Origin of the sequence: Actinoplanes utahensis (assembly GCF_016862455.1) — a bacterium.
In the GTDB taxonomy this organism is placed as follows: Bacteria; Actinomycetota; Actinomycetes; order Mycobacteriales; family Micromonosporaceae; genus Actinoplanes; species Actinoplanes utahensis.
This window is the reverse complement of record NZ_BOMZ01000112.1, coordinates 21457-48244: the sequence shown is the minus strand read 5'-3', so window position 1 is coordinate 48244 and position 26788 is coordinate 21457. Positions and strand designations below refer to the sequence as shown.

Sequence of the window (26788 nt, the reverse complement as noted above, 5' to 3'; positions counted from 1 at the left end):
TCATGAGGTCCTTCCTCGTCACCGCCGGGGCGGCCGCTTTCGTCGCGCTCGCCGCCGCGCCCGCGCTCGCCGACCCGTCGGACGGGCCCACCCCGATCAAGGGCGTGAACACCGTCGGCACCTCGTTCCTGACCGCGGTGCCGATCGCCCCCGAGCAGCCGGTCGAGGTCGACGCCGTGACCGGTGACTACCTCTACTGGTCGTTCCCGGCCGAAGCCGGTCAGCGGCCGGAACTGAACATCGCGGTGACGCTGCCGCCGGCCGCCGACCGCACCGGCTCCCAGTCCTGGACCGTGGAGGTGTTCGACGGGCTGCGGCGCCGCCAGGCGTGCGTGGCCGGTGAGCAGAGCCCGGTCGTCGCGGCCACGGCCACCGAGGTGAGGCTGGGCTGCCGGCTGCGCCAGATCCGGTCGTGGGCCGAGCCGTGGGACGGCGACCCGCTGCCGGGCACCTACTTCATCAAGGTGTCCACCGAACTGCCGGAGAAGGACCTGGGCCTGCCGGTCGGGGTCACGCTCGACCTGACCGCGCCGACCGGCGACACCGGGGCCGACCAGGGTGAGCTGTCCGCGCCACTGTTCCCGAACAACAAGCCGGGCAAGGTGCTGACCAGCACCCCGGCCCCGGCGGCGGAGGAGAAGGACGAGTCGTTCGGCCTGTCGATGGACTGGCTGCCGGACTTCTCGTCGCGCTGGGTCTGGACGGTCGGCGGTGGCGTGCTCGCCGCGATCACCGGCCTGATCGGGTTCTCCTGGACCCGTAAGCGCCGAGTCTGAGCAGGACGTGCGGGGGCCGGGCCCGGCCCCCGCACATGTCACAGCTTGTCGATCTGGGTGACGACCATGGCGACGGCGAAGAAGCCGTAGAAGGCGATCGCCACGATCATGCCGCCGAGGCGCCAGCCCTTCATCCGTACCGGCGCCGGAAGGTCTCTGGTGTTGAGCCGGACCAGCAGGATCGAGTAGAGCAGCGTCACCACCGAGGCCGCGCAGGTGGAGACGATCAGCAGGCCGAGCGGCTGGCTGAAGCCGGCCAGCAGGATCATCGAGCCGAGCACGATCTCGGCCCACACCACGATCAGGTAGAGCCGCGGCTCGGTCCAGCGGGTCGAGCCCTCGAGGTAGTTGCGGCGCAGGAAGTCCGACGCGACCCGGCCGATGATGTCGAGCAGGCCCATCGCCGCCGCCCACAGCGACACCGCCCCGACGGCCAGGAACAGCAGCTTCAGCCAGGAGCCGACCTCGGCCTGGAAGATGTCGCCCTGGATCCGCAGGAACGACGGGTCGGACTTCAGGTCACCGCGGCCGAACAGCGTCTCGTAGGCGAGCAGGCTCATCACGCCGATCGTCACGAAACAGACCGCCACGAAGGTGACCAGATGCTCGGCGTTCGCCCGCTTCCACCACACCTTCCAGCGGCTCAGCGAGGTCTCGTCCATCGGGAACGTGTAGCGGTCGCCGCCGCCGGCCGCCTCCTCCTGGCCGGTGATCGGGGAGATCAGGCGCGGCACGTGGGCGCCCATCCCGTACCGCTTGTCGCGGATCCAGTTGCTCAGCACCAGGTTGTGCACGCCGCCGGCGCCGGCCGCGCCGATGGCGCTGAGCAGCATGGTGAACGTGATGCCGTCCGGGATCTGCCCGAACTCGGTGACGGTGGCCTTCGCGCCGTCGCCCCAGGTGTTCAGCGAGATGACGAAGACGACCACGACGGCGAGGAAGAACAGCGTCAGGGCGACCTTGACGGTCTCGACCCGCTCGACGGTCTTGTAGACCACCTTGGACAGTGACAGCAACAGGCCGACGATCACCAGGCTGGCCACGGTGATCCAGACCGGGTCGCCACCGCCGATCAGGTACGTGAAGACGGTCGAGCCGCTGGTCGCCCAGCCGGGCCAGACGTACTGGAAGGCGCCGGCCAGGCAGATCAGGATGCCCCAGCCCTTCCACCAGCGGGAGAAGCCGCCGATCACGGTCTGCCCGGTGGCCAGGGTGTACCGCTCGATCTCCATGTTGATGACGAACTGCACGGCCAGGGTGGTGAACGCCAGCCAGAGCAGGCCCAGACCGCCGATCGCGGTCAGGTACGGCCAGAGGATGATCTCGCCGGCCGCCATGCCGATCCCGACGGCGATGATGCCGGGGCCGATCATTCTGCGCAGCGATAGAGGTTCGGGGAGTTCTCGGGTGGTGGTCTCGGTCAACATTGCCGCTCCAGGAGGTGGGAGAGGTGAAGCAACATTCGGGGGATATCGGGGGTGCACCCGGTGAACAGCTCGAACGCGGCGGCGGCCTGGTAGGCGCACATCGCCGTGCCGCCGACCGCCTGCAGGCCGGCGGCACGGGCGGTGCGTAACAGCTCCGTCTCGACCGGCATGTAGACGATGTCGAAGACCCACAGGCCGCGGTGGAGCGACCGGGCGGGCAGCGGCATCCCCGGGTGGTGGTGCATGCCGACCGGGCTGGTGTTGACCAGCCCGTCGGCGTCGGCGAGCAGGTCCGGCCCGGCGACGCGCACGTGGTCGGCGCCGAGACGTTCGGCCAGGTCCCCACCACGGTCCGGGTCCGGATCGACGATGGTGAGCCGGTCGACACCGAGCCCGCGCAGCGCGTGCCCGCAGGCGGCGCCGGCTCCCCCGGCGCCCAGTTGCACCACGTGGCCGGTGGCCGCGCCGGACAGCTGGGAGTGGAAGGACTCGGCGAACCCGTACGCGTCGGTGTTGTGGCCCTGTCGCCGCCCGTCCCGGAACACCACGGTGTTGACCGCACCGATGTCGCGGGCTTGCGGGGACAGGTAGTCGAGATGCTTGAGGACCTGTTGCTTGAACGGGTGGGTGATGTTGAGCCCGGCGAAGCCGGCGCGTTCGGCCTCGTCGAGGAGCCGTTCGAGGTCGGCCGGCTGCTCCGCCTCGAACAGCGTGTAGGTGAGCCCGAGGCGGTGGTGGCGCCCCTCGGCCTCGTGCAGCGCCGGGGACAGCGACGTGCCGATTCCGGTTCCGATCAATCCGCACCGGCAAGCCGCCATGATGCATCTCCATTTCTAATGTACGAACTGGTACGTTAGTTATCGGCTGTGACGGCCACCACTGTCAAGCCCCCACCCCGGCCGGTTCCGGCCGCGGTCTCAGCTCACGCGAGACAGCGGCCGGAACCGGCCGGGGTCCACGGCAGACTTGCTTCCATGACGCAGGAGAAAGCGATGACGGCGGAGACGGGTGAGCGGCGGCGCGACGCCGAGCGGACTCGCACCGAGCTCCTCGACGTGGCCACCGAGGAGTTCGCCGAGCGCGGCTACAGCGGCGCCCGGGTCGACGAGATCGCCGCCCGCACCCGCACCACGAAACGGATGATCTACTACTACTTCGGCGGCAAGGAGCAGCTCTACCTGGGCGTTCTGGAGAGGGCGTACGCGGAGATCCGCGCCGCCGAGCGGACCGCCGACGTCGACCATCTCGACCCGGTCGCCGCGGTCCGCCGGCTCGCCGAGGTCACCTTCGACCACCACGAGGCGCATCCCGCGTTCATCAAGCTGGTCGGGGTGGAGAACGCCCAGCAGGCCAAGCACATGAACCACGTGGCCCGGCTGGTCGACCTGAACAGCTCGGCGGTCGACCTGCTGGCAGGCGTCCTCGCCCGGGGCGTCGGGGACGGCCTCTTCCGGGACGACGTGGACGCTCTCGACGTACACATGATGATCAGTTCGTTCTGTTTCTTCCGCGTCGCCAACCGGCACACCTGGGGTGCGCTCTTCGACCGGGATCTGCTGGACCCGGCCCGCAGGGAGCACTACCGCACCATGCTCGGCGACCTGATAACAGGGTATTTAAGGAAATGAGGTAGCAAATGCGGCGGTCGATCGCCACGGTCTGCGTGTCCGGCACCCTCGACGACAAGCTGGCAGCCGCGGCCGCGGCCGGGTTCGACGGCATCGAGCTGTTCGAGAACGATCTCGTGGTGTCCCCGATGGCACCGGCCGAGATCCGGAAACGGTGTGCCGACCTGGGGTTGAGCATCGACCTCTACCAGCCGTTCCGTGACTTCGAAGCGGTGCCGCCGGAGCTGCTGCGGGCCAACCTGGAACGCGCCGAGCGCAAGTTCGACGTGATGGCCGCGCTCGGCGTGGACACCGTCCTGGTCTGCTCGTCGGTCCACCCGGCGGCCGTCGACGACGACGATCTGGCGGCGGCACAGCTGGCGATGCTGGCCGGCCGGGCCGCGGACCGTGGCATGCGGATCGCCTACGAGGCCCTGGCCTGGGGCCGCCACGTGTCCACCTGGGACCGTTCCTGGCGGATCGTCGAGCGCGCCGACCACCCGGCGCTCGGGCTCTGCCTCGACTCGTTCCACGTGCTGTCCCGCGAGGTCAGCCCGGCCGGGATCGCCGGCATCACCCCCGGCAAGATCTTCTTCCTGCAGTTGGCGGATGCCCCGCACCTGAGCATGGACGTGCTGCAGTGGAGCCGCCACCACCGGCTCTTCCCCGGCCAGGGCGCGTTCGACCTGCCCGGCTTCGTGAAGCTGGTGCTCGCCGCGGGCTACGACGGTCCACTGTCGCTGGAGGTCTTCAACGACGTGTTCCGCCAGTCCGACCCGGCCCGCACCGCCGTCGACGCGATGCGGTCCCTGATCGCCCTCGAGGACCGGATCGCCCCGCATCTGCCTCCCGCGCCGGCACTGACCGGGCACGCCTTCACCGAGTTCGACGTCGACGGCCGATCCGGGCCGGAGCTGCGGTCCGCCCTGCGCGGCCTCGGTTTCGCGCACACCGGCCAGCACCGCACCAAACCCGTCGAACTCTGGGAGCAGAACTCCTGCCGGATCGTCCTGAACAGCGCCGTCACCCAGCCCGGACCCGCCATGATCAGCGCCTTCGCGGTCACCTCCGAGGACCCGGCCCGCTCCCTGGACCGCGCGGAGGCGCTGCTGGCCCCGGCCCACCCCAACGTCCGCGAGCCCGGCGAGGCCGAACTCGCCGCCATCACCGCCCCCGACGGCACCAGCGTCTTCGTCACCCCACCCGGCGACGAGTGGCGCTCCGACTTCCTGCCCACCGGCGCCGGCGCCGCGCCCACCGGTCTGCTCGCCGTCGACCATCTGGGCCTGGCGCAGCCGTTCGACCACTTCGACGAGGCCGGGCTCTTCTACCACTCGGTGCTCGGCCTGGACCATCTCGCCACCGAGGAGTACGCCGCCCCGTTCGGCCTGATGCGCTCCCGTGCCGTCGCCGACCCGGCGCGCTCGGTCCAGGTCGCCCTCACCGTCGCTCTGCTGCGCCGCGGCGAATGGGCGCCCGCGGTCGCCGACCCGCAGCACGTCGCCTTCACCACCACCGACATCGTCGCCACCGCCGCGGCCCTGACCTGCCCGACCCTGCCGGTGCCGGACAACTACTACGACGACCTGGCCGCCCGTTTCGCCCTCCCCGACGACGTCCTGGCCACCCTGCGCCGCCACGGCATCCTCTACGACCGCGACCCGTCCGGCGGCGAGTTGCTGCACCTCTACACCCCGGTCTTCGGCGGCCGCGTCTTCTTCGAGATCGTCGAACGCCGCCACGGCTACACCCGCTTCGGCGAACCGAACGCCCCGGTCCGGATGGCCGCCCAGCGCCACCGCCGCCTCACGTCGAACCCTTCTTCCGGTACGCCGTGAGCCGCCGGCGAAGGTTCGATTCGTAAATTCTGGGTTTCCGGCCGGAACGCACACCGGCGGAGCCGCCGAGAATGTATTCCGGCTGTATCTCTGATGTATTTCCGCGGCCACGGAATGGCCCGCCTGCCGGCTGCGGCAGGCGGGCCATCGGATTGGCGGATCAGCAGTTGCAGTCGATCCGGACCCAACCCGTGCAGGAGCCACCGCCGCAGGTGCGCTGGAGCGTGGCGTAGCCGTGTCCGCAGCGAGGACCGCACTTGTACTCGTAGGTGTAGGCGGCCTTCGCCGTCACGGCCGGCACCGCCAGACTGACGACACGGTCGGCCAGAGCGCGCAGTTTCCGCATCTGGTGCACCTGCCTTTCTCACTGACATCGATCGCCCCATGCGACCGATTTCGAGGTAGGGTACACCGCAGGCATCCATTAGCGCGTATGTCTGACGCCGTAAAAAATTCTCGATATATATGTCCCGTTGCCCACGGCAGCCATGACCGATACGTCAATGTGCTCACGCCCGCCAGGAGATCGCCGTGTCCTATGTCGCCGCCGCACTCGTCCTCGTCGGCAGCATCGCTCTGCTCAATCTGCTGCTCACTCTCGGGCTCATCCGCCGCATGCGGGAGCAGGCCGCCGCCCTGTCGTCGCTGACCGGGCCGACCGGCGGGCTGCGCCCGGTGGGCAGCGACGAGAGCATGCTGCCGGCCGGCAGCACGGTCCGGCCGTTCAGCACCACGGCGATCGACGGCACCGTGATCGACAACGCCTGGTTCGACCGGCCCACACTGGTCGGCTTCTTCTCGCCCGGTTGCAAGCCGTGCGCCGAGCTGCGGCCGCGCTTCATCGAGGCCGCCGCGCGGACCCGCGCCCTCGCCGTCATCGACGGGACCGTGGCCGACGACAGCGAGTACCGTGCAGCGCTCGCCGGCGGCAGCACCGTGGTGGCCGGCGAGGCGTCCACCGCGGTCGTCGCGGCATTCGACGTCCAGGGCTTCCCGAGCGCGTGCCTCGTCGACGAGAACGGCGTGATCACCGAGGCCGGCACGCGAGTGGTCGATGCCGCCCACACGGTCCACGCATGATCCGTTCCACCCGGCGGGAGCGCGGTGCGCTGGTCGATGCCCTCGGCGTCGCCGCCCGTGCCACACCGCTGACGCTCGCCGCGCTGGTGGTGCTGACCGTCGTCGCCGCCGTGCTGCCCGTCGCCGTGGCCTGGTGCACCAAGGTGCTGCTCGACCGGGTCGCGGCCGGCACGGCGTCGTGGCCGGAACTCGCCGGCGCCGTGGCCGGGCTGCTGACGGCGGGCCTGGCCGGCGGTGTGCAGCCCCACCTGACCCAGTACCTGCGTGCCGAGCTCGACCGGCGGGCGAGCCTCGCCGCCCAGGACCGGCTCTACGCGGCGGTCAACCGGTTCCACGGCCTCGCCCGCTTCGAGGACCCGGCGTTCCTCGACCGGCTGCGGATCGCGCAGTTCAACGGCATCAACGCGCCGGCCGAACTGACGAACACCGCGCTCGGGCTGACCAGCACGTTCGTCACCCTCGGCGGGTTCTTCGGCTCGCTGTTGGTGATCAGCCCGGTGATGGCGTGGATCGTGCTGCTCGGCGGGGTGCCGACCCTGCTCGGCGAGATGCGCCTGGCCCGCGCCCGGGTCGGCATCACCCTGGACACCAGTCAGGCGCAACGGCGCGAGATGTTCTTCGCCTCCCTGCTCGCCGACGTCCAGGCCGCCAAAGAGGTGCGGCTGTTCAACCTCGGCGACCACTTCCGCCGCCTCATGCTGCGCGAACGCCTCGACATCAACCGGCTCAACCGGCGGATGGACCGGCGCACCGTGCTGACCCAGGGCGGCCTGGCCCTGCTCGCCGCCGGTGTCGCCGCCGGGGGCCTGCTCTGGGCCGTGAAGGCCGCCCTCGACGGCCGGCTCGGCGTCGGCGACATCGTCGTCTTCCTGGCCGCGATCACCGCGGTGCAGAGCAGCGTGGGCGGGCTGGCCGCCGGCGTCGCGTTCGGCCGGCAGCACCTGCTGATCTTCCGGCACTACCGGGCGGTCACCGCGGCCGGGCCGGATCTGCCCGACGGCGAGCCGGACACGGCGATGCCGCCGCTGCGGCGGGGCATCGAGCTGCGCAACGTGTGGTTCCGCTACTCCGACGAACACCCGTGGGTGCTGCGCGGCGTCAGCCTGACGATCCCGTACGGACAGTCGCTGGCCCTGGTCGGGGTGAACGGCGCCGGGAAGAGCACCCTCGCGAAACTGCTCTGCCGCTTCTACGACCCCACCCGGGGGGCGATCCTGTGGGACGGCGTCGACCTGCGCGCCGTGCCCGTCGCGGCGCTGCGGGAGCGGGTCAGCGCGGTGTTCCAGGACTTCATGACCTTCGACCTGACGGCGCGCGAGAACATCGCCCTGGGCGACCTCGCCAACGGCGCCGACCCCGCCGCGATCGAGCGAGCCGCCGAGCGGGCCGGGATCGGTGCGCAGCTCGCCGCGCTGCCCGACGGCTACGAGACCATGCTGACGCGCAGCTTCGCCGGTGACAGTGATTCCGGCGGCGCCCTCGGCGTGCCATTGTCCGGCGGGCAGTGGCAGCGGGTGGCCCTGGCCCGGGCGCTGCTGCGCCGCGGCCGCGACTTCATCCTGCTCGACGAACCCAGCTCAGGATTGGATCCGGAGGCCGAGTACCGCATGCACGAGGAACTGCTCACCCACCGGTCCGGCGGCACCAGCCTGCTGATCTCGCACCGGCTCGGCATGGTCCGTACCGCCGACGTCATCGTGGTGCTCGAGGACGGTGTCGTGGTCGAGCAGGGCACCCACCGCGACCTGCTCGCCACCGGCGGCGTCTACGCGCGGGCGTTCAACCGCCAGGCGTCCGGATACGTCGCCGAGATCGGGAGCGCCCGGTGACCGCCCTGTTCGTGGCGGCCGGCGTGCTCGTTCCGGCCGCGGCCGCCGCGGCGCTGACCGTCGTCCGGCTGCGCCGCCGCTACGTGGTGGTCGGCGTCGAGGGCAACAGCATGGAACCGACCCTCGGCGCCGACGAACGCGTCATCGTCCACCGCGTCCGCCCGTCGGCCCTACAGGTCGGCGACATCGTGGTGTTCGAGCGCCCCACCCGAGACGCCGGCGGCGAGTCGTGGGCGTGGCGCTCGGCCGTCCCCGACGTGACGGACCGCCACTGGATGATCAAGCGTCTGGTGGCGCTGCCCGGCGACCCCGCGCCGGAGGTGATGCCGGCCGGCGCCGGCCCGGTGCCGAGCGGGGCGCTCGCCGTCCTCGGCGACAACCGGGCGGCCAGCATCGACTCGCGGACGTTCGGCTACGTGCCGCTGGACCGGCTGCTCGGCGTGGCGGTGCGCCGCTTCGCCCAGGACGGCCCGATCACCGCCGAGACCCGCCCGGCCGCATCCTGGCGCAACTCCCCGTTCCGCCCCCGGACCTGACTCCCCCGGCAACCGTCGACGCCTGGTGAGTACACCTACTCGTAGCACCGACGGTAGTCCTCGGATCTCCAACAGACTCGGCGCATAGATCAACCCAAAAGTGTCTCCGGCCGCCCTATCAGGACGAAACATGCCCCGACGCAATCCTGCTTTGCAGTCAGCTTCCGGCCGCAATTCGAGCTTTTGTACGCCGGCCGGCGCTCACCCGTTACCGCAGGGGTGAGCGCCGGCCGGGCCTAGGTTCAGGTGCACCTGCACGGCTCCCGAGGTCAGTTCGCTCATGAGGTAGAGCACGTCGACGTCGTAGTGAATGCTGAGCGGATCGCTGTCGTAGACGACCGTTCCGCACTCAGTCTCGAACACGACGAGGCGAAGCTGATCCTTCCCGGACTGGCCCCCGGGCACGCCGTAGATCAGCCAGGTGTAACCGGACCGCCCGTTCAGAGTTCCGGTGCCGCGGGAGGCGACTCTCTTTGTCGGGGTCAGCACGAACCATTCCATGCCGTTCGGCTCGAGCCTGAAATCGGTGCCGTCCGCCCACGCCTTACCCTCGCCCACCGGGACTGTGGCATTGCTGGACTGGTACTGCGCGGTGTTGTGAATCCATGTCTGCCCGGTCGCGTTCGGCCCGGATCCAGGTCCCGGCGTCGTCGCGCAGGATCACCCGTCACCGGCGAACCACCGTGTCGGCGGCCGTCGGCCATGGTCCAGAGCGGATGGTCCGGCAGCGGCAGCCGCCGGAACCGGGTCTCCGCCAGCGCGACGCTTCAATGCGAGAAAAGCATCAGCAAAGCCGGTAGGTCGAACAACGGAGTCGGCTCAACAATCGGTGGCAGTGGCTGCAGTCGGACAACCCAGCGACAGCAGCCCTGACCATCGGTTTCCGTTACCAGGAGCCTCTGGGCCACATAGTCAATGCCATCGATGGGGTGCCTAGCCGTTCAGGGGCCGTCACGAGGTTGTCGCGATCGGATAGCAGCGTGGCCCCTGGGCCCGCGTACCACTCCCGGACGGCGGCCGGTATGGCAAGCCCGGACCAGCGCACTATCGCGTCCAGCGCCGGTACGCGTCGTAGATCTGGTGACGGTTGGACACCAAGAATGCGGTAGGTGTCAGAATGCCACAATTACGATTATCCGCCTCTCGTCGAGCTTTGAGCGTCGAGCATCTCATCACTCAGCCGGCTTGCGTCGATCCGCGGGAGTGAACAGCCGGAATGCCCGCTCCATGCAGTTGAACGCACTCACACCGGCACATGAAGTCCGGGCCTGACATCCGGACGCCGTCGTGACCGACAACGAGATGTCGGGGATGACCGGTCTGCAAGCACGCGCCGGGCTACTCACGACGCCGGACACGGCAGACATTCCCGTGGTCATGGCCGCCGGCTCGGTCACGTGGCGAGCAAGCCGCCGGAACGCTCCAGGTGGGCCACCGCATCGCGCGTCAACCGTTCCCACCCGCGGAGCTGGGCGACGCCGTACACGGCCTGCCTGATCGCAGCAAACCACACGCCTGTGCGCACCGAATCCCTGAATGGTATGTGGGCCGGGATGCGGTGCGGGCGGGGTGAGATGTGGTTGGCGAGAGGGAACGTGACGTCGATGGTGATGGCGGGCAGCGGACGGTAGCGGGTCGATATCGGCTGCTCGAGCTGGTCGGTGCCGGGGGCATGGGCCGCGTCTGGCGGGCGTACGACGAGGTGCTCGACCGCGAGGTAGCCGTCAAGGAGCTGGTGGCGTCGACAGCGGTGCCGGTAGTGGACTGGCGCGGGATGCGGTTACGTGCGGTGCGGGAGGCGCGTGCGGCTGCGCAGCTGGATCATCCGGCGATCGTGCGGATCTTCGACGTGGTGCAGACGGCGAGCCGGTCCTGGATCGTCATGGAGTATGTGCGGTCACGGTCGCTGCAGGAGGTTCTCGTCCAGGACGGTCCGCTGACCCATCGGGAAGCGGCCCGGGTGGGGCTTGCCGTGTTGAGTGGGCTGCGTGCGGCGCATGCGGCTGGTGTTCTGCACTTGGACGTCAAACCGCACAACGTGCTGCTCGCCGCCGGGGGACGGGTGGTGCTCACCGATTTCGGGCTGGCCACGCTCGGTGTCGCGCGCGAACACCGCTCCACTGTGAAACAACACGAGCCGCTGCTCGGCTCGCCGCACTACATTGCTCCGGAACGGCTGCGTGGCGAGGCCGCTGACCCCCGCGCGGATCTGTGGTCGTTGGGCGCGACCTTGCATACGGCCGTGGAGGGCTGTCCACCGTTCGATCGCTCCAGTACGGCGGAGGCACTGTCGGCTGTGCTGGCCGACGACCCTGATCCGCCTCAGCGTGCGGGGCCGCTGAGTCCGGTCATCGCCGGTTTGCTGGCCAGGGATCTCGGCATGCGAGCGGGTGCCGCCGAGACGCAGGCGGCTCTGTGGGCGATCACGCGGCGCGCGATCGGCGTGGTGACGATCCCGGCGCCGCGCCGTCCCACAGACGACGCGGTTCCTTTCCGGTCGGTGGGCGTGCCGGTGAAGGCTTCACCGGCCGTGCCGCCACGGTTGGAGACCGGCCGGCGCCGGCCTGTGGTCGCCACCGCCGCCCGTCGGTCCTCCGCCCGCTGGGGGCTCGTCGCCGCTGGTGTCGCCATGGCGGCCGCGGCGGTCGGGTGGGTGGCGGTTTCCGGTCCGGACCGTGAACCGGTCGCTTCCGAGCCTTCTCCCGCCATGGCCTCGACCGGCGCCGCGCCCTGCCCGGCGGCTGTCTCGCGTCCGGTTGCGAGTTGGGCGCCCGCACCGTATGCGCTGCCGGCTGGTTGGCTCTGGCACGTCGACCCCGCCGGTTTCGCCTTGCCGATTCCGCGGGGCTGGGCTCGTGCAGACGCCGACGCAGGCGCGCTGGTGTGCTTCACCGGGCCTGATGCGGTTCGCACGATCACCGTGGCGGCCGGGCCGCCGACAACCGCTGATCCGCTGCGGCACTGGCAGGTCACCGAGGAGCGGGCGTTGGCGGCCGGAACACTGCCCGGTTATCGCAAGGTCAGCATGGGGGTGCTGCTGGTGTCCGGTGGCGGTGCGGACTGGGAGTACTCGTGGCAGCCGGCTACCGGGCCGCGCCTGCACACCCGCCGGGTCCTGCTGTCGGATGCCGGCATCCGCTCCTACCGGCTGACCTGGACGACCCGAGACGAGGACTGGGACCTCGACCTCGGCCACCAGCGCACCGCCCTCGACGGGCTCCGCGACCCGGCAGGACGTCCTTCCCCGTGGGCCGTGCCCGCCCCTACGTCCTGAACGGCATGTCACCGGCGACAAATGTCGATCGCCGGCCAAGCTGCGTGAGCGGCGGCTCCGAATCCCTGGCGCACATCCCTCGACAAGGAGACCTGATGAGACTGCGCCGAAGCATGCTGGTCCTGCCCGCTGCCACCGCCGTTCTGCTCGCCGCACCGACAACCGCCTTCGCCGACGAGAGCGTGCAGGTGAGACTCGATGCGCTGAATGACTCCGGCGCTTGGGGCACGGCGACGCTCACCGCCACCGGCAACGGCGACCTCAAGATCAGCATCCGGTCGAAGGGGCTGGTGCCGAACTCCCCGCACGCCCAGCACCTGCACGGCGCGGTCGACAACATGGACTTCCACTGCCCGCCCATGTCCGCCGACAGGGACGGAAACGGGTTCGTCAGCACCGAGGAAGGCCTGCCGTCCTACGGCGACATCTTCATCTCGCTGACCAGCAAGGGCGACACCACCAAGGCCAGCGGCCTGGCCGTCGACCGGATGCCCGTCGCCGACGCGCAGGGCAACCTGTCGTACGACCGCACGATCGCCGGCGCCGACCTGCCGCAGGGCACTCTGCAACACCTCAAGGACCTGCACGTCGTGCAGCACGGCATCGACGCCAACAACAACGGCAAGTACGACCTGGAAGGGCTCGGTGAGTCGACGCTGGCCAAGTCGGCCGGACTGACGGGCATCCCGCAGGAGGCCACCGATCCGGCCACCTGCGGCATGGTCTCCGGTGCCGCAGCAGGCTCCGTACCGGTCGGCGGCGTGGACACCGGCGACGGCAGCAGCCTCACCGACTCCAGCAGCCTGTACACGATCGGCGGCATCGCTCTGCTCGCCGCGGCCGGCGTCTTTGCTGCCCACCGCCGGCTGCGCGGCCACAACTGAGCCGACGATGACCGACGCCGGCACCACCACGTCGGGCGGGCGCCGCTGGGGGCGCTACCTGCTCCCGGCGGGAATCCTCGTACTCGCCACCGTCGGCGTGACCGCCATCGCCCGCGGCGCCTCGACACACTCAGTCCCGCCGTCAGGGGCCACGGCCGACACCGGGCCGCCCGCTGCCGGATCCCGGCCGACGCCGGGCTCGTCCGCCGGCGGTCTCACCACGGGGCCGTTGATGAGAACCTCACCACCGACCCGGATCTCCATCCCCGCGCTCAGGATCAGCGAGCCGGTGACCGGGCTGGGCCAGCGCGCGGACGGCACCATGCAGGTGCCCGGCGACGCGAGATCAGTCGGCTGGTACACCAAAGCCCCCACGCCGGGCGCGCTCGGCCCAGCGATCCTCGCCGGGCACGTCGACTACAAGGGCCGGCCCGGCACCTTCGCCGGACTCGCCGGCCTCCAGCCGAGCGACACCGTCAACATCGACCGGGCCGACGGTGGCATGGCGATGTTCACCGTCACCAAGGTCGAACGCCACCCGAAGAACGAGTTCCCCACCGATGCCGTCTACGGGCCCATCGACCATGCCGGGCTGCGGCTGATCACCTGCGGCGGCGACTTCGACCGCACCGCCGGACACTACGAGGACAACATCGTCGTCTACGCCAGTCTCAGCATGGCCCACCCCGCCTGACCGGTGGCGGCGTCGGGGAGAGCCCGGCGCCCGGTCGGCGTAGCGTGCACGAAGACCATACCGAGAGTCGCGTACGCGCCGGAAGCTATCGGGCATCGCTCGGTCGACCCATCCAGTCACGCCTTGGCACCGAATCCCCGGCACTCGGCGTCGAGCCGGGGCAATCCAGGGTGAAGGAGTCTTTCCATGACGGAGCGCGGCAATGCCCGCCGCCCGGATCACCTGTCAGCGGTTCCTGACAAGAGCGGACCCGATCAGGCCACCGACCCCGGCACGCTGTTGAAAGCGGTCGCCCGCGGCGACGAGACAGCGTTCGGGCGTCTCTATGACCTCATCGCCGCGCGCGTGTACGGGCTCATCCGCCGGGTTCTGCGCGATCCCGCCCAAGCCGAGGAAGTGGCACAGGAAGTGCTGGTCGAGGTGTGGCGCACGGCCGCCCGTTTCGACGCCGCCCGCGGATCGGCCACCGCGTGGATCTTCACCATCGCCCACCGCCGCGCCGTCGACCGCGTGCGCGCCGAACAGGCCTCCACCGACCGGACGCTGAAAGTAGGCGCCGCATCGATCGACACACCGTACGACGAAGTCGCCGACGAGGTCGCCGGCCGGCTCGAACGACAGCAGGTACGCCGCTGCCTCGACGGCCTCACCCCCTTGCAACAGCAGGCGGTGACCCTCGCCTACTACCAGGGCCACTCGTACCGTGAAGTGGCCGACCTACTGCAAACCCCGCTACCGACGGTGAAGACCAGAATGCGCGACGGCCTGATCCGCCTCCGTGACTGCCTGGGTGTGGAGGTAAAAGCATGACGACCACCGACATCCACGCCCTGATCGGTGCCTACGCCCTGGACGCGGTCGATGACCTGGAGCGCGCCGCGTTCGAACGCCACCTGCGCGACTGCTCCAGCTGCCTTACCGATGTCAGCGAACTCCGGGAAGCCGCCACACGGCTGGCCGACAACACCTGGTCGGCTCCCCCGCCGCGGATGCGCGCCGACGTCATGGCCGCCATCGGGCGCACCCGCCAGCTACCGCCGGCCGACACCGGAAACCTTCGCACCGGCCGAGAGGCGCCCACCGTACGGTGGCGGGCCCGGGTGGCGGCGTACGCCGCGGCGCTGGTCCTGGCAGCCGGTACCGGCGCCACCGTCTACGCCGTGCAGGAGCAGCGCGTACGCGAACAAAGCATCACCGCGGCCGAGGCCCGGCAGCGGGAAGCCCGCACCCAGGCCGTCCTGGCCGCACCCGACCTGAGGGTGCACACGGCGCCGATGACCGGCGGCGGCCGGGTGACCGTGGCGTCGTCGGCTGCTCAGGGCGCCGCGGTCGTGTCGGTGCGAGCCGACACCGTCGTGGGGCCGGATCAGGCGCTGCAGCTGTGGACGATCCGCGGAACCGAGAAGCCGGTGAGCGCGGAAGTACTGGCTGCCGGCCGGCAGCAGGCGGCCTACGTGGTCGACGGGATTCCGGACCACGACGTGGTCGCGGTCTCCCTGGAGCCCGCCGGCGGATCGGCGCAGCCGACCAACGTCCTCGCCAAGGTCGTCCTGGCCTGACGGTGAGCGTGACCGTCTGAGCCGCAGCCCACACACCGCCGGACAGCGATCGCGTCCGGCGGTGTTCGCCGTGCCGCCGGGCTGACCGATCCGGCGAACGAGACGGAAATCAGCGCCGGCGGTGAAGACCCGACGCGAAGCCCGCGAAAGAATCCTTGAGGCCGGCCAATCCGCGGCCGGGATTGTTCCGAATCGTTGGCGTAAGCCCCGATGATGGAGGAACAAACCAAATGCGCGTAAACAAGTTCACCGCCATGACCGCTGCCGTCCTGTTCTCGATCTCGCTCGCCGGGTGCGGCAGCGACGCCGACGACAGCACCGCCGGATCGGCCGCTCCGACCATGACCACCGCAGCACCGACCATGGCGGCGAGCCCGTCGGCCGCGATGGACATGGTCAACTTCGGTCCCGGCTGCGCCGCGGTGCCGACCGACCCGGCGAACAAGGGCAGCTTCGAGTCGATGGCCCAGGTCCCGGTCGCCGCCGCAGCGTCCGGCAACCCGCTGCTGTCGACGCTGGTGTCGGCGGTCGACCAGGCCGGCCTGGTCGACTCGCTGAACACCGCCGACGGGGTCACCGTGTTCGCCCCGACCAACGACGCCTTCGCCAAGATCCCCGCCGCCGACCTGAAGAAGGTCCTCGCGGACAAGAAGACGCTGTCCAGCATCCTGACCTACCACGTGGTCCCCGGGAAGCTGACCCCCAGCGACCTGGCCGGCCCCCACAAGACTCTGCAGGGCGGCGAGGTCACGGTCAGCGGCAGCGGCGAGCAGTTCAAGGTTGACGGGACCGCCGCGGTCGTCTGCGGCAACGTGCAGACCGCCAACGCGAACGTCTACATCATCGACACCGTCCTGATGCCCAAGAGCTGACCCGACCGAGCCTTCCCCCACCCCCACTGATCCAGCTCCACCGGACCGCCGGCTCGATCACCGAGCCGGCCCGAAACAGCCGGAGGTCGTCGATGCGGCGCATCATGGCAGGCGCGGCCTCCGGCATCCTCGCCGCGGGCTTCGGCGTCGCGGCCGCGGAGATTCTCGCGGCCGCGACCCGGCCCCAGGCCGGGCCGCTGGTCGCGGTGGGCGGTGCGGTCATCGACGCCACCCCCACCGCCGTCAAAGAGGTCGCGGTACGTGAACTCGGCACCTACGACAAGCCAGCGCTGCTCGGCGGCATCGTCGTGGTGTTGCTGCTGTTCACCGCACTCACCGGAATCCTGGGCTTGCGGCGCCGGATCGTTGTCGTGGCCGGCGCCACCCTCTTCGGCGCGGCCGGGGCAGCCGCAGCCCTGTCCCGTCCTGACGCCGACGTCGTCGACACGGTGCCGTCGCTGTTCGGTGCTGCCATCACCGGCGCCATCCTGTGGTGGCTGTTGCACCGGTGCACACCGAAGCCGACCCAGAACAACGCACCTACCAGGAAGTCGTCAGCAGATTCGGGCGCGGTCGCGGAAGCACCGGAACCCGACTTCAACCGTCGTTCCTTCCTGCGCTCGGCAGCCCTGGTCGCCGGCGGTACGGCGACAGCTGGCGCGAGTGCCCAGTGGGTGAAGCGAGCCCGGGCCGGCGCGGCCGCCAGAACACGAGAAGCCCTACTGCTTCCTGCAGCGGCTAGCCCGGCCGTGCCGCTGCCCGCCGGTACCGGACCGGGATTCGTGACAGCCGACAAGGACTTCTACCGGGTCGACACCGCCCTCGCCATCCCCCGCATCAACCTTGAGACGTGGCGGCTGCGCATCCACGGCATGGTCGACAACGAGCTCGAGCTTTCCTTCGACGACCTGCTCGACCGGCCGCTGATCGAACGCGACATCACCCTGAACTGCGTCTCCAACGAGGTCGGCGGCCCGTACATCGGCACCGCCCGCTGGCTCGGCGTACCCCTGGCACCGCTGCTGCGCCAAGCCGGACTCCGCGCCGGCGCCGACCAACTGATCGCCCGGTCCGCGGAGGGGATGACGATCGGTACCCCGATCGACGTGTTGTTGGACGGACGCGACGCGATGCTCGTCGTCGGCATGAACGGCGAACCCCTGCCCCTGGTCAACGGCTTCCCGGTACGGATGCTCACCCCCGGCCTCTACGGCTACGCGGGCGCCTGCAAATGGCTCACCGAACTGCGGGTCACCACGTTCGCCGATGTCGACGCCTACTGGGTCGAGCGCGGATGGGCGACCCACGGCACCGTCAAGACAGCGTCCCGCATCGACAGGCCGAAACCCTTCGCCCGGCTCACCGCCGGCACTCAGACCATCGCCGGTGTCGCCTGGGCCCAAGGCCGCGGCATCGCCGGGGTCGAGATCAGCATCGACGGCGGCGACTGGAACGCGGCCGAACTGCTGCCCGTACCGTCCCTCGACACCTGGGCGCAATGGCGATACACCTGGAACGCGCAACCCGGCCCCCACTCGATCGCCGTACGCGCGGCCGACCGTACCGGCGCGGTACAGGCAGGGGAACGCGCGACACCGTTCCCCGACGGCGCCACCGGCTGGCACACCATCACCGTCACCATCGCCTAGCACTTTCCCCGGGACCCAACCGAGAGGATGTTCCAGGAGGCCGGTCAGGCCGTCACCCATCTCCGCGATGGCGATCACGAAGCCGAGGCACCGACCGTGTCCGTATAAGGCGTCATGGGGTGGTGGACGGTGAGCGGCGCATCGCGGGGCCGCGGTTCCACCAGAGGGACAGGGTGACGCCGGCGGTCACCAGCAGTGTGCCGAGCAGCAGGAACCAGGCGCTGATCTCGACGTTCCGCTTGGTCAGGCCGAACTCGCGGGGCAGGTCGCCGAGCACGTCGGTGAGCTGTTCGGCGTCCTGGGCCTTGAAGTAGCGGCCACCGGTCAGGTCGGCGACCTTGGTCAGCGCCTCCTCGTCGATCTCCCGGTTGCCGCCGCCGCGGCCGCCACCGCCGAAACCGTTGCCGCCGAAACCGCCGCCGGTGAACGGGGAGTCGCCGCTGACCTGTTCGGCGGTGCAGACCATCTGCTGCGGTTCGGTGGTGCCGAAACCGATCGTGTAGACGCGCAGGCGCCGGGCGGCGGCCTGTTCGGCGGCGGTGACCGGGTCGACGCCTGTGGTGTTGGAGCCGTCGGTGAGCACCACGATGGTGTCCGGCTCGTAGTCGACCGGGGCGCCGTCCGGGGTGGCGCCGCTGAGTTCGGCGCCGGTGCCGGCCACCTCCGGGTTGATCTCGGCGATGGCGTCGATCGAGGTGAGGATGGCCTGGCCGATGGCGGTGCCGCGGGCGGTCTTGAGATTGTCGATGGCGTCCAGCAGCGGTTTCTTCTCGGCGGTCGGCGGGACCAGCAGTCCGGCGATCCCGGAGAACGCGACGAGGCCGATCCGGGTGTCGCCGTCCTGCGCCTCGACGAACTCGCGGGCGGCGTCGACGGCGACGGCGAGCCGGTTCGGGGCGATGTCGGTGTTGCACATCGAACCGGACACGTCGATGGCCAGCAGGATCGTGGTGTCGTTGGACGGCACGGCGACCGACGCCTGCGGCCGGGCCACCCCGGCGGCGAGCGCGGCCAGACCGGTCAGGAACAGGTAGACGGGGACGCGGCGGCGCCAGGCGGTCCGCCCGGGCAGCGCGGCCCGGATCAGCGCGATGCTCGACACGGTGATCGCGCTCCGTTTGCGGCGCCGGTTCAGCCACCAGCGGACGGCGAGCAGGAGCGGTACGGCCACCAGCGCGAGCAGTGCCCACGGCCAGCTCAGCGACATCAGACGATCCTTCCGTTCCAGCGGGTGCCCAGCAGACCGCCGAGCGTCAGGAGCAGCAGGGCCACGGCCGCGAACGGCGCGGTCAGCTCGATCGGCTCCTTCTCGGTGGTCAGCCGCAGGTCGAGGGCGCCGGTCCGCTCCGCGAGCGAGGCGGCGTCACCGGCCTGCTGGTACGCCCCACCGGTCACCTGCGCCACCGTGGTCAGCAGCGTCTCGTCGAGGGCGGTGCCCAGCTGGAACCCGTCGACTTCGACGGTGGCGCCCTGGACGGTGCCGACGCCGACGGTCTGGATCCGCACCCCGGCGGCGGCCGCGAGTTCGGCGGCGGCCTGCACGTCGGGTCCGCCGGTCTCCTCACCGTCGGAGAAGACCACGATCGTCGCCGACGGCCAGTACCCGAGGTCCGGGGTGGCCGGGGCCGCTCCCTCCGCCGGGAGGCTGACCGGTTTGCCGGTGATGGTGCCGAGCGCGACCAGGATGGCCTGGCCGAGCGAGGTGCCGCCGCTGGGCGCGACCCGGCCGATCGCGGCGATGGCGGCGGCGTGGTCGTCGGTGGGCGCCTGGGTGAGCAGTGCCGTGTCGCCGAAGACGAGCACGCCGACGTCGACGGTGTCCGGCTGGTCCTCGACGAACGCCGTGGCGGCCTGCTGCGCGGCGGCGAGCCGGCTGGGGACGACGTCGGTGGCGGACATGCTGTTGGAGATGTCGAAGGCGAGCAGGACGGTGCCGGCGACCCGGGGGACGGCGACCTCGGCCTGGGGGCGGGCCAGCCCGATCAGCATGACCGGGAGGGCGGCGAGCAGAAGTGCGTACGGGAGATGCCGCCGGAACCCTTTCGGCGGCCCGAGACCGGCTGCCTGGAACGCGGCGTTCCGGCGTTTCTGCAGGGCGACGTATCCGTAGACGGCCGCGGCGGTGAGGACGACGGCGACCGCGATCACCGCCGGGTAGAGGAAGGTCACCGGCGTCTCCGTCCGGATCGGCGGACCATGTCGACCAGGGTTGCGAGCATGTCCTGGTCGGTGGTGATCCGGTGGGCGTCGACGCCGGCCTTGCGCATGCCGGCGCCGAGTTCCTCCTCGTGGGCGCCGACCTGTTCGGTGAGCCTGGCCCGCAGCAGCGGGTCGCTGGTGTCGACGAGCAGTTGTTCCCCGGTCTCGGCGTCCTCGACGAGGATCAGTCCGAGGTCGGGCAGGTCCAGTTCGGCGGGGTCGACGACGCGGATGACGACGACCTCGTGACGGTGGTTGAGCTGGGCGAGGGGGCGGTCCCAGCCGGGGTCGCCGATGAAGTCGCTCATCACGAAGACGAGGCTTCTTCTCTGAGACGTCGTCGTCGCCGCCAGCTTGAGCATCGCCGCCAAGTCCGTCGTCTTGTTCGACTTCTTCGGCACGAATCCTGAAGTGAGGTCCCGCGCGATACGCAGGACCTGGTCCCGCCCGGCTCGCGGAGGGACAACGCGGTGGGATCGGTTGTCGAAAAGGATCGCCCCGACCCGGTTCCCGCCCTGGGAGATCAGCCTGGCGATACTGATCGCCAGCGAGGCAGCCGACGACTCCTTACCCGCCCGCATCGACGCCGACCTGTCGACGACCAGCCACGCGGTCATCTCCCGATCCTCGGTGTACTGCCGGACGAACGGCTCGTCGAGACGTGCCGTGACGTTCCAGTCGATGTGCCGGACGTCGTCCTCCGGCGTGTAGGCGCGCAGATCGGTGAAGTCCAGCCCGGCGCCGTGCCACACCGTCCGGTAGGACCCCTGCAGGCGCCCGTCGAGGCGGCGCCCGAGTCTCCACTCGAGGCGCCGCAGCAACCGGTCGGGTGCGCCGGCCATCTAGCGGCCCCGGCCCGCGGGTTCCGGGAACGAGATGTTCGCCAGGATCTTGGCGATGATCAGGTCGGCGGTGACCTCGTCGGAGAGGGCCTCGTAGGACAGCACGAGCCGGTGCCGCAGCACGTCCAGGGCCAGGTCGTTGAGGTCTTCGGGCACGACGTACTCCCGGCCGCGGATGTAGGCGAGCGCCCGTGCCGCCAGCACCAGGCTGATCGAGGATCGCGGGCTGGCGCCGAACGTGACGTACCGCGCGAGGTCGGTGAGGCCGACCCGGGCCGGGTCTCGGGTGGCGTGCGCGAGGTTGACCGCGAACTCGATAAGCGACGGGTCCACATAGACCCGGTCGACCTCGTCCTGCAGCCCGGTCAGCACGTCCGGGTCGATGATCTTCTGAATGGCGGCGGCCTTGCCGAGCGCCCGCTCGACGACCACGAACTCCTCGGTCACGCTCGGGTAGCCGACCACCACCTTCATCATGAACCGGTCGACCTGGGCCTCCGGCAGCGGATAGACGCCCTCGTTCTCGATCGGGTTCTGGGTCGCCATGACCAGGAACGGGTTCGGCAGCCGGTGGGTCTCCCGGCCGATGGTGACCTGCCGTTCCTGCATGGTCTCCAGCAGCGCGCTCTGCACCTTCGCCGGGGCGCGGTTGATCTCGTCGGCCAGCAGCAGGTTGGTGAAGACCGGGCCGAACTGGACCCGGAACTCACCGGACTGCTGGTGGAAGATCCGGGTGCCGACGATGTCGGCGGGCACCAGGTCGGGGGTGAACTGCACCCGGTGGAAGTCGCCGCCGATCGCCTCCGCGAGGGATTTCACGGCGAGCGTCTTCGCCAGGCCGGGCACGCCCTCGACCAGGATGTGCCCACGGGCCAGCAGCGCCACGATCAGCCGTTCCAGCAGGTTGTCCTGGCCGACGATGGTCTTCTTGACCTCGTAGAGCACCTTCTCGATCGGGCCGGCGGAGGCGGGCGGAGCGTCGGTCCAGCTCATATGTCAGTCGCTTTCAGCTCGGAGAAGGAACGCGTCAGAGTGGGGGCGCCTGGCCGTCGCCCTCGCCACCGCCGAGAGCGGAACCGATCGGGACGGCGAAACCGATGCCGATGAAGGTGCCGGCGCCACTGGGATTGGCGAGCGCGATGACGATGCCGATCACCTGCCCGCGGTCGTTGATCAGCGGGCCGCCGGAGTTGCCGGGGTTGACCGCCGCGTCGAACTGGATCAGGCCCTCGATGTCCGGTTTGCCGGCGTCGCCGTCGATCCGGCGCTGCAGTCCGGAGACGACGCCGCTGGAGGTGCTGAAGGCGAGGCCGAGCGGGTTGCCGATCGCCACCACGTCGTCACCGACCGCGCCGCCGCCGCCGAGCACGGCCGGGATCAGGGTCTCCGGCAGTTTCTGCGGGGTGAGGGTGGCGATGTCCTGCGCCGGGTTCCGGCTCGCGACGACGGCTGCCGACGTCGTGCCGTCGGCATAGGTCAGATCGACCGTCTCGGCGCCGTCGACGACGTGCAGGGCGGTGAGGACGGTGCCGTCCGCGTTGGCGATCACGCCGGTGCCGGTGCCGGCCTCGAGTTTGTTCGCGGCGTCGTGCCCGGTGGTCCGGATCAGCACCACCGACGGGGTGAGCGCCTGATGGATCTCGGCCACGGTGAGGGGCGCCTGCGAGGCGGAGGGCGAGGCCGCCGGGGCGGCGGCGGGCGGGGCGGCCGGATCCCCGCCGCGGACGGCCACCAGCACCGTGATCGCCACGGCCCACGCCACGACGGCGCCGATGAGCACCTTGCGGCGCAGGCCGGCGGTGCTCCCTCGGGTCTTCGGCTCCTCCGGAACGGGCTCCGGGGCGTCCGGGCCGTCCGGGCGGAGCACCGTCATCACGGCAGGACCGCCACACTCAGCATTCATCGACCCTAGAAGCCATTCCTAGGAATTCGCCATGAGACTTCTGATGATTTCCGGAACGCTATTCCCGGTCGACTGACTACAAATCATGCCAAAACGAACAGGACCACCGAAGAATCGGCGGTCCTGTTCTTAGTGTCTTCTTAGACGATCACCTTTACAACGCCCGAGTCCGAGTCGTGACACCGCCGACGTCGATCATCACCGACCGCTACCGCACGGTAACCGAAGTGCGTAGCGTGGCGGAGAAGGAGGGTGCGTATGAGCACGAACGTCTCGGAGAAACAGGCACGGCAGACCGCTGAGGCCGCGCGCGAGTCCGAGTGGCGCCAGCCCAGCTTCGGCAAGGAACTCTTCCTGGGCCGGTTCCGGCTCGACCTGATCCATCCGCGGCCGCCGGCCGGCCCGCGTCCGGAATTCCTCGATCGCCTGGAGGCGTACCTGCGCTCCGATGTGGACGGCGCCCGCATCGAGCGGGAGGCCCGCATCCCGGACGAGGTCTTCCAGGGCCTCGCCGCGCTCGGCGCCTTCGGCATGAAGATCGATACCGAGTACGGCGGACTCGGCCTGTCGAACCTGCACTACTGCCAGGCGCTGACCATGACCGGCTCGGTGAACGCGTCGCTCGGCGCGCTGCTGTCGGCGCACCAGTCGATCGGGGTGCCGCAGCCGCTGAAGATGTTCGGCACGCCCGCACAGAAGGAGGTGTTCCTGCCCCGGCTCGCGGCCGGTGAGGTGTCCGCGTTCCTGCTCACCGAGCCGGACGTCGGCTCGGACCCGGCCCGGCTGGGCACCGTCGCCGAACCGGTCGACGGCGGCTACCGGCTCAACGGGGTGAAGCTGTGGGCCACCAACGGCACCGTCGCGACCCTGCTGGTGGTGATGGCCCGGGTGCCGGAGAAGGGGATCACCGCGTTCGTGGTGGAGGGCGACTCCCCCGGCATCACCGTGGAACGGCGCAACGCCTTCGTCGGCCTGCGCGGTCTGGAGAACAGTCTGACCCGGTTCCACGACGTGTTCGTGCCGGCGGAGAACGTGATCGGCGGCCTCGGCAAGGGCCTGCGGATCGCGCTGACCACACTGAACACCGGCCGGCTGTCGCTGCCGGCGATGTGCGTCGGCGCGGGCAAGCGGTCGGTGGCGATCGCCCGGGAGTGGTCGGCGCAACGGGTGCAGTGGGGCCGGCCGGTCGGCGAGCACGAGGCGGTGGCCAAGAAGATCGCGTTCATCGCCGCCTCCACGTACGCGATGGAGTCCATGCTGGACCTCTGCTGCCTGATCGCCGACGACCACCGCAACGACATCCGGATCGAGGCGGCGCTGGTGAAGCTGTTCGCCAGTGAGATCGCCTGGCTGGTCGCCGACGAGCTGGTCCAGATCCGCGGCGGCCGCGGCTACGAGACGGCCGACTCCCTGGCCGCCCGCGGCGAGCGCCCGTCCGAGGCCGAGCAGATCCTGCGCGACCTGCGGATCAACCGGATCTTCGAGGGGTCCACCGAGATCATGCACCTGCTGATCGCCCGGGAGGCGGTGGACGCGCACCTGTCGGTGGCGGGCGACATCATCGATCCGGAGGCGGGTCTCGGCCGCAAGGCCCGTGCGGGGGCGCGGGCGAGCGCGTTCTACGCGCGGTGGCTGCCCACGCTCGCGGTCGGCCCGGGTCAGAATCCCGCGGGGTACGGGGAGTTCGGCCCCCTTTCGCCTCATCTGCGGTACGTGGAACGCGCGTCCCGCAGACTCGCCCGGTCCACGTTCTACGCGATGTCCCGCTGGCAGGGGAAGCTGGAGCGCAAGCAGGCGTTCCTGGGCAGGATCGTGGACATCGGGGCGGAGTTGTTCGCCATGACGTCGGTGTGCGTGCGCGCGCAGGCCGAGCGCGACGACCGTCCGGAGGGCCGGGAGCTGGCCGACCTGTTCTGCCGGCAGGCCCGGATCCGGACCGAGGCGCTGTTCGCCGGCCTGTGGGACAACACCGACAGCCTGGACGTGAAGGCGGCGAAGCGGGTCCTCGGCGGCCGCTACGCGTTCCTGGAGGACGGTGTGGTCGCCCCGCCCGCGGACACCCCGTGGGTGGCCGCCTGGCAGGCCGGGCCGAGCGAGGCGGAGGACGTGCGCCGCCGCATTCCACCCCGGAAATGAAAGAGCGGCCGGGGTACGTACCCCGGCCGCTCTTCTCTGATCAGTTCTCGCCGCGGCTGATCTTCGTCATCTCGTCGCGGTCGACCACCTTGATCCGCTTGCGGCCGTGCGGCTCGCCGAGCGCGATCTCGAAGGCGTCCAGGATCTGCCAGCCGGCCCAGGTGGTGACCGGCAGGCCACGCTGCTCCAGGTAGGTGACGACGGCGGCCGGGTCCCGCTCGGGCGCGACCGGCAGGGTGTCGGCGTCCTCCAGGAGGCTGGTGACGGTCTCGCCGGAGCAGCCCTTGGTGTGGCCGATCAGGCCGACCGGGCCGCGCTTGATCCAGCCGGCCACGTACATGCCGGGGATGTGCTCGCCGTCGAGGTCGATGACCCGGCCGGCGGCGTGCGGGATGGTGCCGGTCCGGGTGTCGAACGGCAGGTCGGGCAGCGCCGAGCTGAGGTAGCCGACGGCTCGGTAGACGGCCTGCACGTTCCAGTCGGTGAACTCGCCGGTGCCGCGCACCCAGCCGTCGCCGGTCAGTTCCTGCGTCTCGGTGCGCAGGCCGACGACCTTGCCGTCCTCCCCGAGCACCTCGACCGGGGCCTGCAGGAAGTACAGGTGCAGGCGGCGCGGGCGGTCCCGCGGGTCACGGACGGCCCAGTTCTGCAGGATGTCGACGCACATCTTGATGTGCCGGGTCTGGCGCATCGCCTCGAGGCTGGCCTCGTCGAACTCGATGCCCTCGGGGTGGACGATCACCTCGACGTTCGGCGAGTGGTCCAGCTCGCGCAGCTCCTGCGGGGTGAACTTGACCTGGCCAGGGCCGCGGCGGGAGAACATGTGCACGTCGGTGACCGGGCTGGCCTTCAGCGCCTGGTAGACGTTGTCCGGGATCTCGGTGACCAGCAGCTCGTCGGCGGTCTTGGCGAGGATCCGGGCCACGTCGACGGCCACGTTGCCGGCGCCGATGACGGCGACCTCCTTGGCCTCGAGCGGCCAGTCGCGCGGCACGTCGGGGTGGCCGTTGAACCAGGAGGCGAAGTCGGCGCCGCCGAAGCTGCCCTGGAGGTCGATGCCGGGGATGTCCAGGGAGCGGTCCTTCTCGGCGCCGGTCGAGATGATCGTGGCGTCGTAGAAGCGGTTCAGCTCCTCCGGCTTGACGTCGTTGCCGTACTCGACGTTGCCGATGAACCGGATCCGCGGGTTGTCCAGGATCCGGAACAGCGCGTTGACGATCTCCTTGATCCGGGGGTGGTCGGGCGCCACGCCGTACCGGATCAGTCCGTAGGGGGTCGGCAGCTTGTCGAAGATGTCGACGGTGACCGTCTCCGAAGCCTTGATCAGGTGGTCGGCGGCGTAGATGCCGGCCGGGCCGGCACCGATGACGGCAACTCGCAGGGGGCGGTTCATGGTCGCTTCCTAACTCGCGCTTCGGTTCCGTCAGCCAAGATCGACGGCAAACGTAGCGACTTTAAAACCTCAACCTAGGTTTAGATCAATGCGACCCTGGTCACCAAATCCCTCAAAACGTACTTAGGGCACCCTTACGCAGGGCTTTGAGCTGCAAAAACAGCCAAATCTGTGTGACAGGTCTCCCTTCCACCCACCGGAGGGAATTTTAGGCCACCCGAAAGAACCTCACCCCCGGGCACCTCCCGTGACCCCGCCTCCGCGGCCACCGTCGATCGGCGCGTTCCGAT

24 protein-coding genes are annotated in these 26788 nt (G+C 70.2%); 14 read left to right on the top strand and 10 right to left on the bottom strand.

The features are described from left to right. The first annotated feature begins 2 nt into the window (after positions 1 to 2). Positions 3 to 776 carry a hypothetical protein gene (locus tag Aut01nite_RS40050; RefSeq protein WP_043532938.1) on the top strand — a complete coding sequence of 258 codons (774 nt, stop codon included), beginning with the start codon at positions 3 to 5 and terminating at the stop codon, positions 774 to 776. Positions 777 to 814: 38 nt separating this feature from the next. Here the strand turns inward: Aut01nite_RS40050 and Aut01nite_RS40045 are convergent, their stop codons facing one another. Both Aut01nite_RS40045 and Aut01nite_RS40040 read right to left on the bottom strand, forming a co-directional pair. Beyond that, positions 815 to 2203 (bottom strand): Nramp family divalent metal transporter, encoded by a 1389-nt coding sequence (locus tag Aut01nite_RS40045; RefSeq protein WP_063958887.1) that lies wholly within the window; start codon positions 2201 to 2203, stop codon positions 815 to 817. Continuing rightward, complete coding sequence (locus Aut01nite_RS40040; RefSeq protein ID WP_043532936.1) at positions 2197 to 3021, bottom strand: shikimate dehydrogenase; 825 nt, start codon at positions 3019 to 3021, stop codon at positions 2197 to 2199. Before Aut01nite_RS40040 ends, Aut01nite_RS40045 begins: the two co-directional genes overlap by 7 nt. Positions 3022 to 3177: 156 nt before the next feature. On the opposite strand from Aut01nite_RS40040, the gene Aut01nite_RS40035 reads away from it, so the two are divergent. Both Aut01nite_RS40035 and Aut01nite_RS40030 read left to right on the top strand, forming a co-directional pair. Continuing rightward, positions 3178 to 3831 carry a TetR/AcrR family transcriptional regulator gene (locus tag Aut01nite_RS40035; protein WP_043526540.1) on the top strand — a complete coding sequence of 218 codons (654 nt, stop codon included), beginning with the start codon at positions 3178 to 3180 and terminating at the stop codon, positions 3829 to 3831. A gap of 8 nt (positions 3832 to 3839) precedes the next feature. Beyond that, positions 3840 to 5648, top strand: a complete 1809-nt coding sequence (locus tag Aut01nite_RS40030) for a bifunctional sugar phosphate isomerase/epimerase/4-hydroxyphenylpyruvate dioxygenase family protein (RefSeq protein WP_043526539.1) — start codon at positions 3840 to 3842, stop codon at positions 5646 to 5648. Positions 5649 to 5808: 160 nt separating this feature from the next. On the opposite strand, the gene Aut01nite_RS40025 is transcribed toward Aut01nite_RS40030, so the two are convergent. Further along, positions 5809 to 5994 (bottom strand): hypothetical protein, encoded by a 186-nt coding sequence (locus Aut01nite_RS40025; RefSeq protein ID WP_152628777.1) that lies wholly within the window; start codon positions 5992 to 5994, stop codon positions 5809 to 5811. Between the two features lie 185 nt (positions 5995 to 6179). Between Aut01nite_RS40025 and Aut01nite_RS40020 the strand changes: the two genes are divergently transcribed. From Aut01nite_RS40020 to Aut01nite_RS40010, 3 genes are read left to right on the top strand one after another with little or no spacing between them, the layout of a single operon-like run. Beyond that, a complete protein-coding gene (locus tag Aut01nite_RS40020) occupies positions 6180 to 6728 on the top strand; it encodes a TlpA family protein disulfide reductase (RefSeq protein ID WP_052163887.1) in 549 nt (182 codons plus the stop codon). Continuing rightward, positions 6725 to 8557, top strand: a complete 1833-nt coding sequence (locus tag Aut01nite_RS40015) for an ABC transporter ATP-binding protein (RefSeq protein ID WP_043526535.1) — start codon at positions 6725 to 6727, stop codon at positions 8555 to 8557. The genes Aut01nite_RS40020 and Aut01nite_RS40015 overlap by 4 nt, the downstream gene beginning before the upstream one ends. Then, positions 8554 to 9093, top strand: coding sequence for a S26 family signal peptidase (locus Aut01nite_RS40010; RefSeq protein WP_052163886.1), 540 nt, complete (start codon positions 8554 to 8556; stop codon positions 9091 to 9093). Before Aut01nite_RS40015 ends, Aut01nite_RS40010 begins: the two co-directional genes overlap by 4 nt. Positions 9094 to 9294: 201 nt before the next feature. On the opposite strand, the gene Aut01nite_RS40005 is transcribed toward Aut01nite_RS40010, so the two are convergent. Continuing rightward, positions 9295 to 9651 carry a hypothetical protein gene (locus tag Aut01nite_RS40005; RefSeq protein ID WP_043526534.1) on the bottom strand — a complete coding sequence of 119 codons (357 nt, stop codon included), beginning with the start codon at positions 9649 to 9651 and terminating at the stop codon, positions 9295 to 9297. A 1018-nt stretch (positions 9652 to 10669) separates the two neighbouring features. Here Aut01nite_RS40005 and Aut01nite_RS40000 point away from each other — a divergent pair. The 7 genes from Aut01nite_RS40000 to Aut01nite_RS39970 all read left to right on the top strand — a co-directional run bounded on the left by Aut01nite_RS40000 (position 10670) and on the right by Aut01nite_RS39970 (position 18025). Then, positions 10670 to 12367 carry a serine/threonine-protein kinase gene (locus tag Aut01nite_RS40000; RefSeq protein ID WP_063958790.1) on the top strand — a complete coding sequence of 566 codons (1698 nt, stop codon included), beginning with the start codon at positions 10670 to 10672 and terminating at the stop codon, positions 12365 to 12367. A 95-nt stretch (positions 12368 to 12462) separates the two neighbouring features. Next, positions 12463 to 13251, top strand: coding sequence for a GVDTG sorting domain-containing protein (locus tag Aut01nite_RS39995; RefSeq protein ID WP_043526532.1), 789 nt, complete (start codon positions 12463 to 12465; stop codon positions 13249 to 13251). 232 nt (positions 13252 to 13483) lie between these two features. Beyond that, positions 13484 to 13945, top strand: a complete 462-nt coding sequence (locus Aut01nite_RS39990; protein WP_236642766.1) for a class F sortase — start codon at positions 13484 to 13486, stop codon at positions 13943 to 13945. A gap of 186 nt (positions 13946 to 14131) precedes the next feature. Continuing rightward, positions 14132 to 14755 (top strand): ECF RNA polymerase sigma factor SigK, encoded by a 624-nt coding sequence (sigK, locus tag Aut01nite_RS39985; protein ID WP_043526528.1) that lies wholly within the window; start codon positions 14132 to 14134, stop codon positions 14753 to 14755. Then, the gene (locus Aut01nite_RS39980) at positions 14752 to 15504 is read left to right on the top strand and encodes an anti-sigma factor (protein WP_043526527.1); all 753 of its coding nucleotides are present in this window, start codon (positions 14752 to 14754) and stop codon (positions 15502 to 15504) included. The genes sigK and Aut01nite_RS39980 overlap by 4 nt, the downstream gene beginning before the upstream one ends. 230 nt (positions 15505 to 15734) lie before the next feature. Next, positions 15735 to 16376, top strand: a complete 642-nt coding sequence (locus Aut01nite_RS39975) for a fasciclin domain-containing protein (protein ID WP_043526525.1) — start codon at positions 15735 to 15737, stop codon at positions 16374 to 16376. 92 nt (positions 16377 to 16468) lie between these two features. Beyond that, entirely contained in the window at positions 16469 to 18025 is a 1557-nt protein-coding gene (locus tag Aut01nite_RS39970; protein WP_083999186.1) for a molybdopterin-dependent oxidoreductase, read from the top strand. Between the two features lie 112 nt (positions 18026 to 18137). Here Aut01nite_RS39970 and Aut01nite_RS39965 read toward each other — a convergent pair whose 3' ends face one another. The 5 genes from Aut01nite_RS39965 to Aut01nite_RS39945 are packed head-to-tail and all read right to left on the bottom strand — an operon-like array spanning position 18138 to position 22939. Further along, positions 18138 to 19232: a VWA domain-containing protein gene (locus Aut01nite_RS39965; RefSeq protein ID WP_043526522.1), complete on the bottom strand. Its 1095-nt coding sequence runs from the start codon at positions 19230 to 19232 to the stop codon at positions 18138 to 18140. After that, on the bottom strand, positions 19232 to 20194 hold the full coding sequence (locus Aut01nite_RS39960) for a VWA domain-containing protein (protein ID WP_043526521.1): 963 nt from the start codon (positions 20192 to 20194) through the stop codon (positions 19232 to 19234). The genes Aut01nite_RS39965 and Aut01nite_RS39960 overlap by 1 nt, the downstream gene beginning before the upstream one ends. After that, a complete protein-coding gene (locus Aut01nite_RS39955) occupies positions 20191 to 21066 on the bottom strand; it encodes a DUF58 domain-containing protein (protein WP_043526519.1) in 876 nt (291 codons plus the stop codon). Before Aut01nite_RS39955 ends, Aut01nite_RS39960 begins: the two co-directional genes overlap by 4 nt. Then, on the bottom strand, positions 21067 to 22059 hold the full coding sequence (locus tag Aut01nite_RS39950; protein ID WP_043526517.1) for an AAA family ATPase: 993 nt from the start codon (positions 22057 to 22059) through the stop codon (positions 21067 to 21069). 34 nt (positions 22060 to 22093) lie between these two features. Beyond that, positions 22094 to 22939: a S1C family serine protease gene (locus Aut01nite_RS39945; RefSeq protein ID WP_043526515.1), complete on the bottom strand. Its 846-nt coding sequence runs from the start codon at positions 22937 to 22939 to the stop codon at positions 22094 to 22096. 288 nt (positions 22940 to 23227) lie between these two features. Between Aut01nite_RS39945 and Aut01nite_RS39940 the strand changes: the two genes are divergently transcribed. Next, positions 23228 to 25105 (top strand): acyl-CoA dehydrogenase family protein, encoded by a 1878-nt coding sequence (locus tag Aut01nite_RS39940; protein ID WP_043526514.1) that lies wholly within the window; start codon positions 23228 to 23230, stop codon positions 25103 to 25105. 40 nt (positions 25106 to 25145) lie between these two features. Here the strand turns inward: Aut01nite_RS39940 and Aut01nite_RS39935 are convergent, their stop codons facing one another. Then, positions 25146 to 26498, bottom strand: a complete 1353-nt coding sequence (locus Aut01nite_RS39935; RefSeq protein WP_173476696.1) for an FAD-dependent oxidoreductase — start codon at positions 26496 to 26498, stop codon at positions 25146 to 25148. Positions 26499 to 26788: the final 290 nt, after the last annotated feature.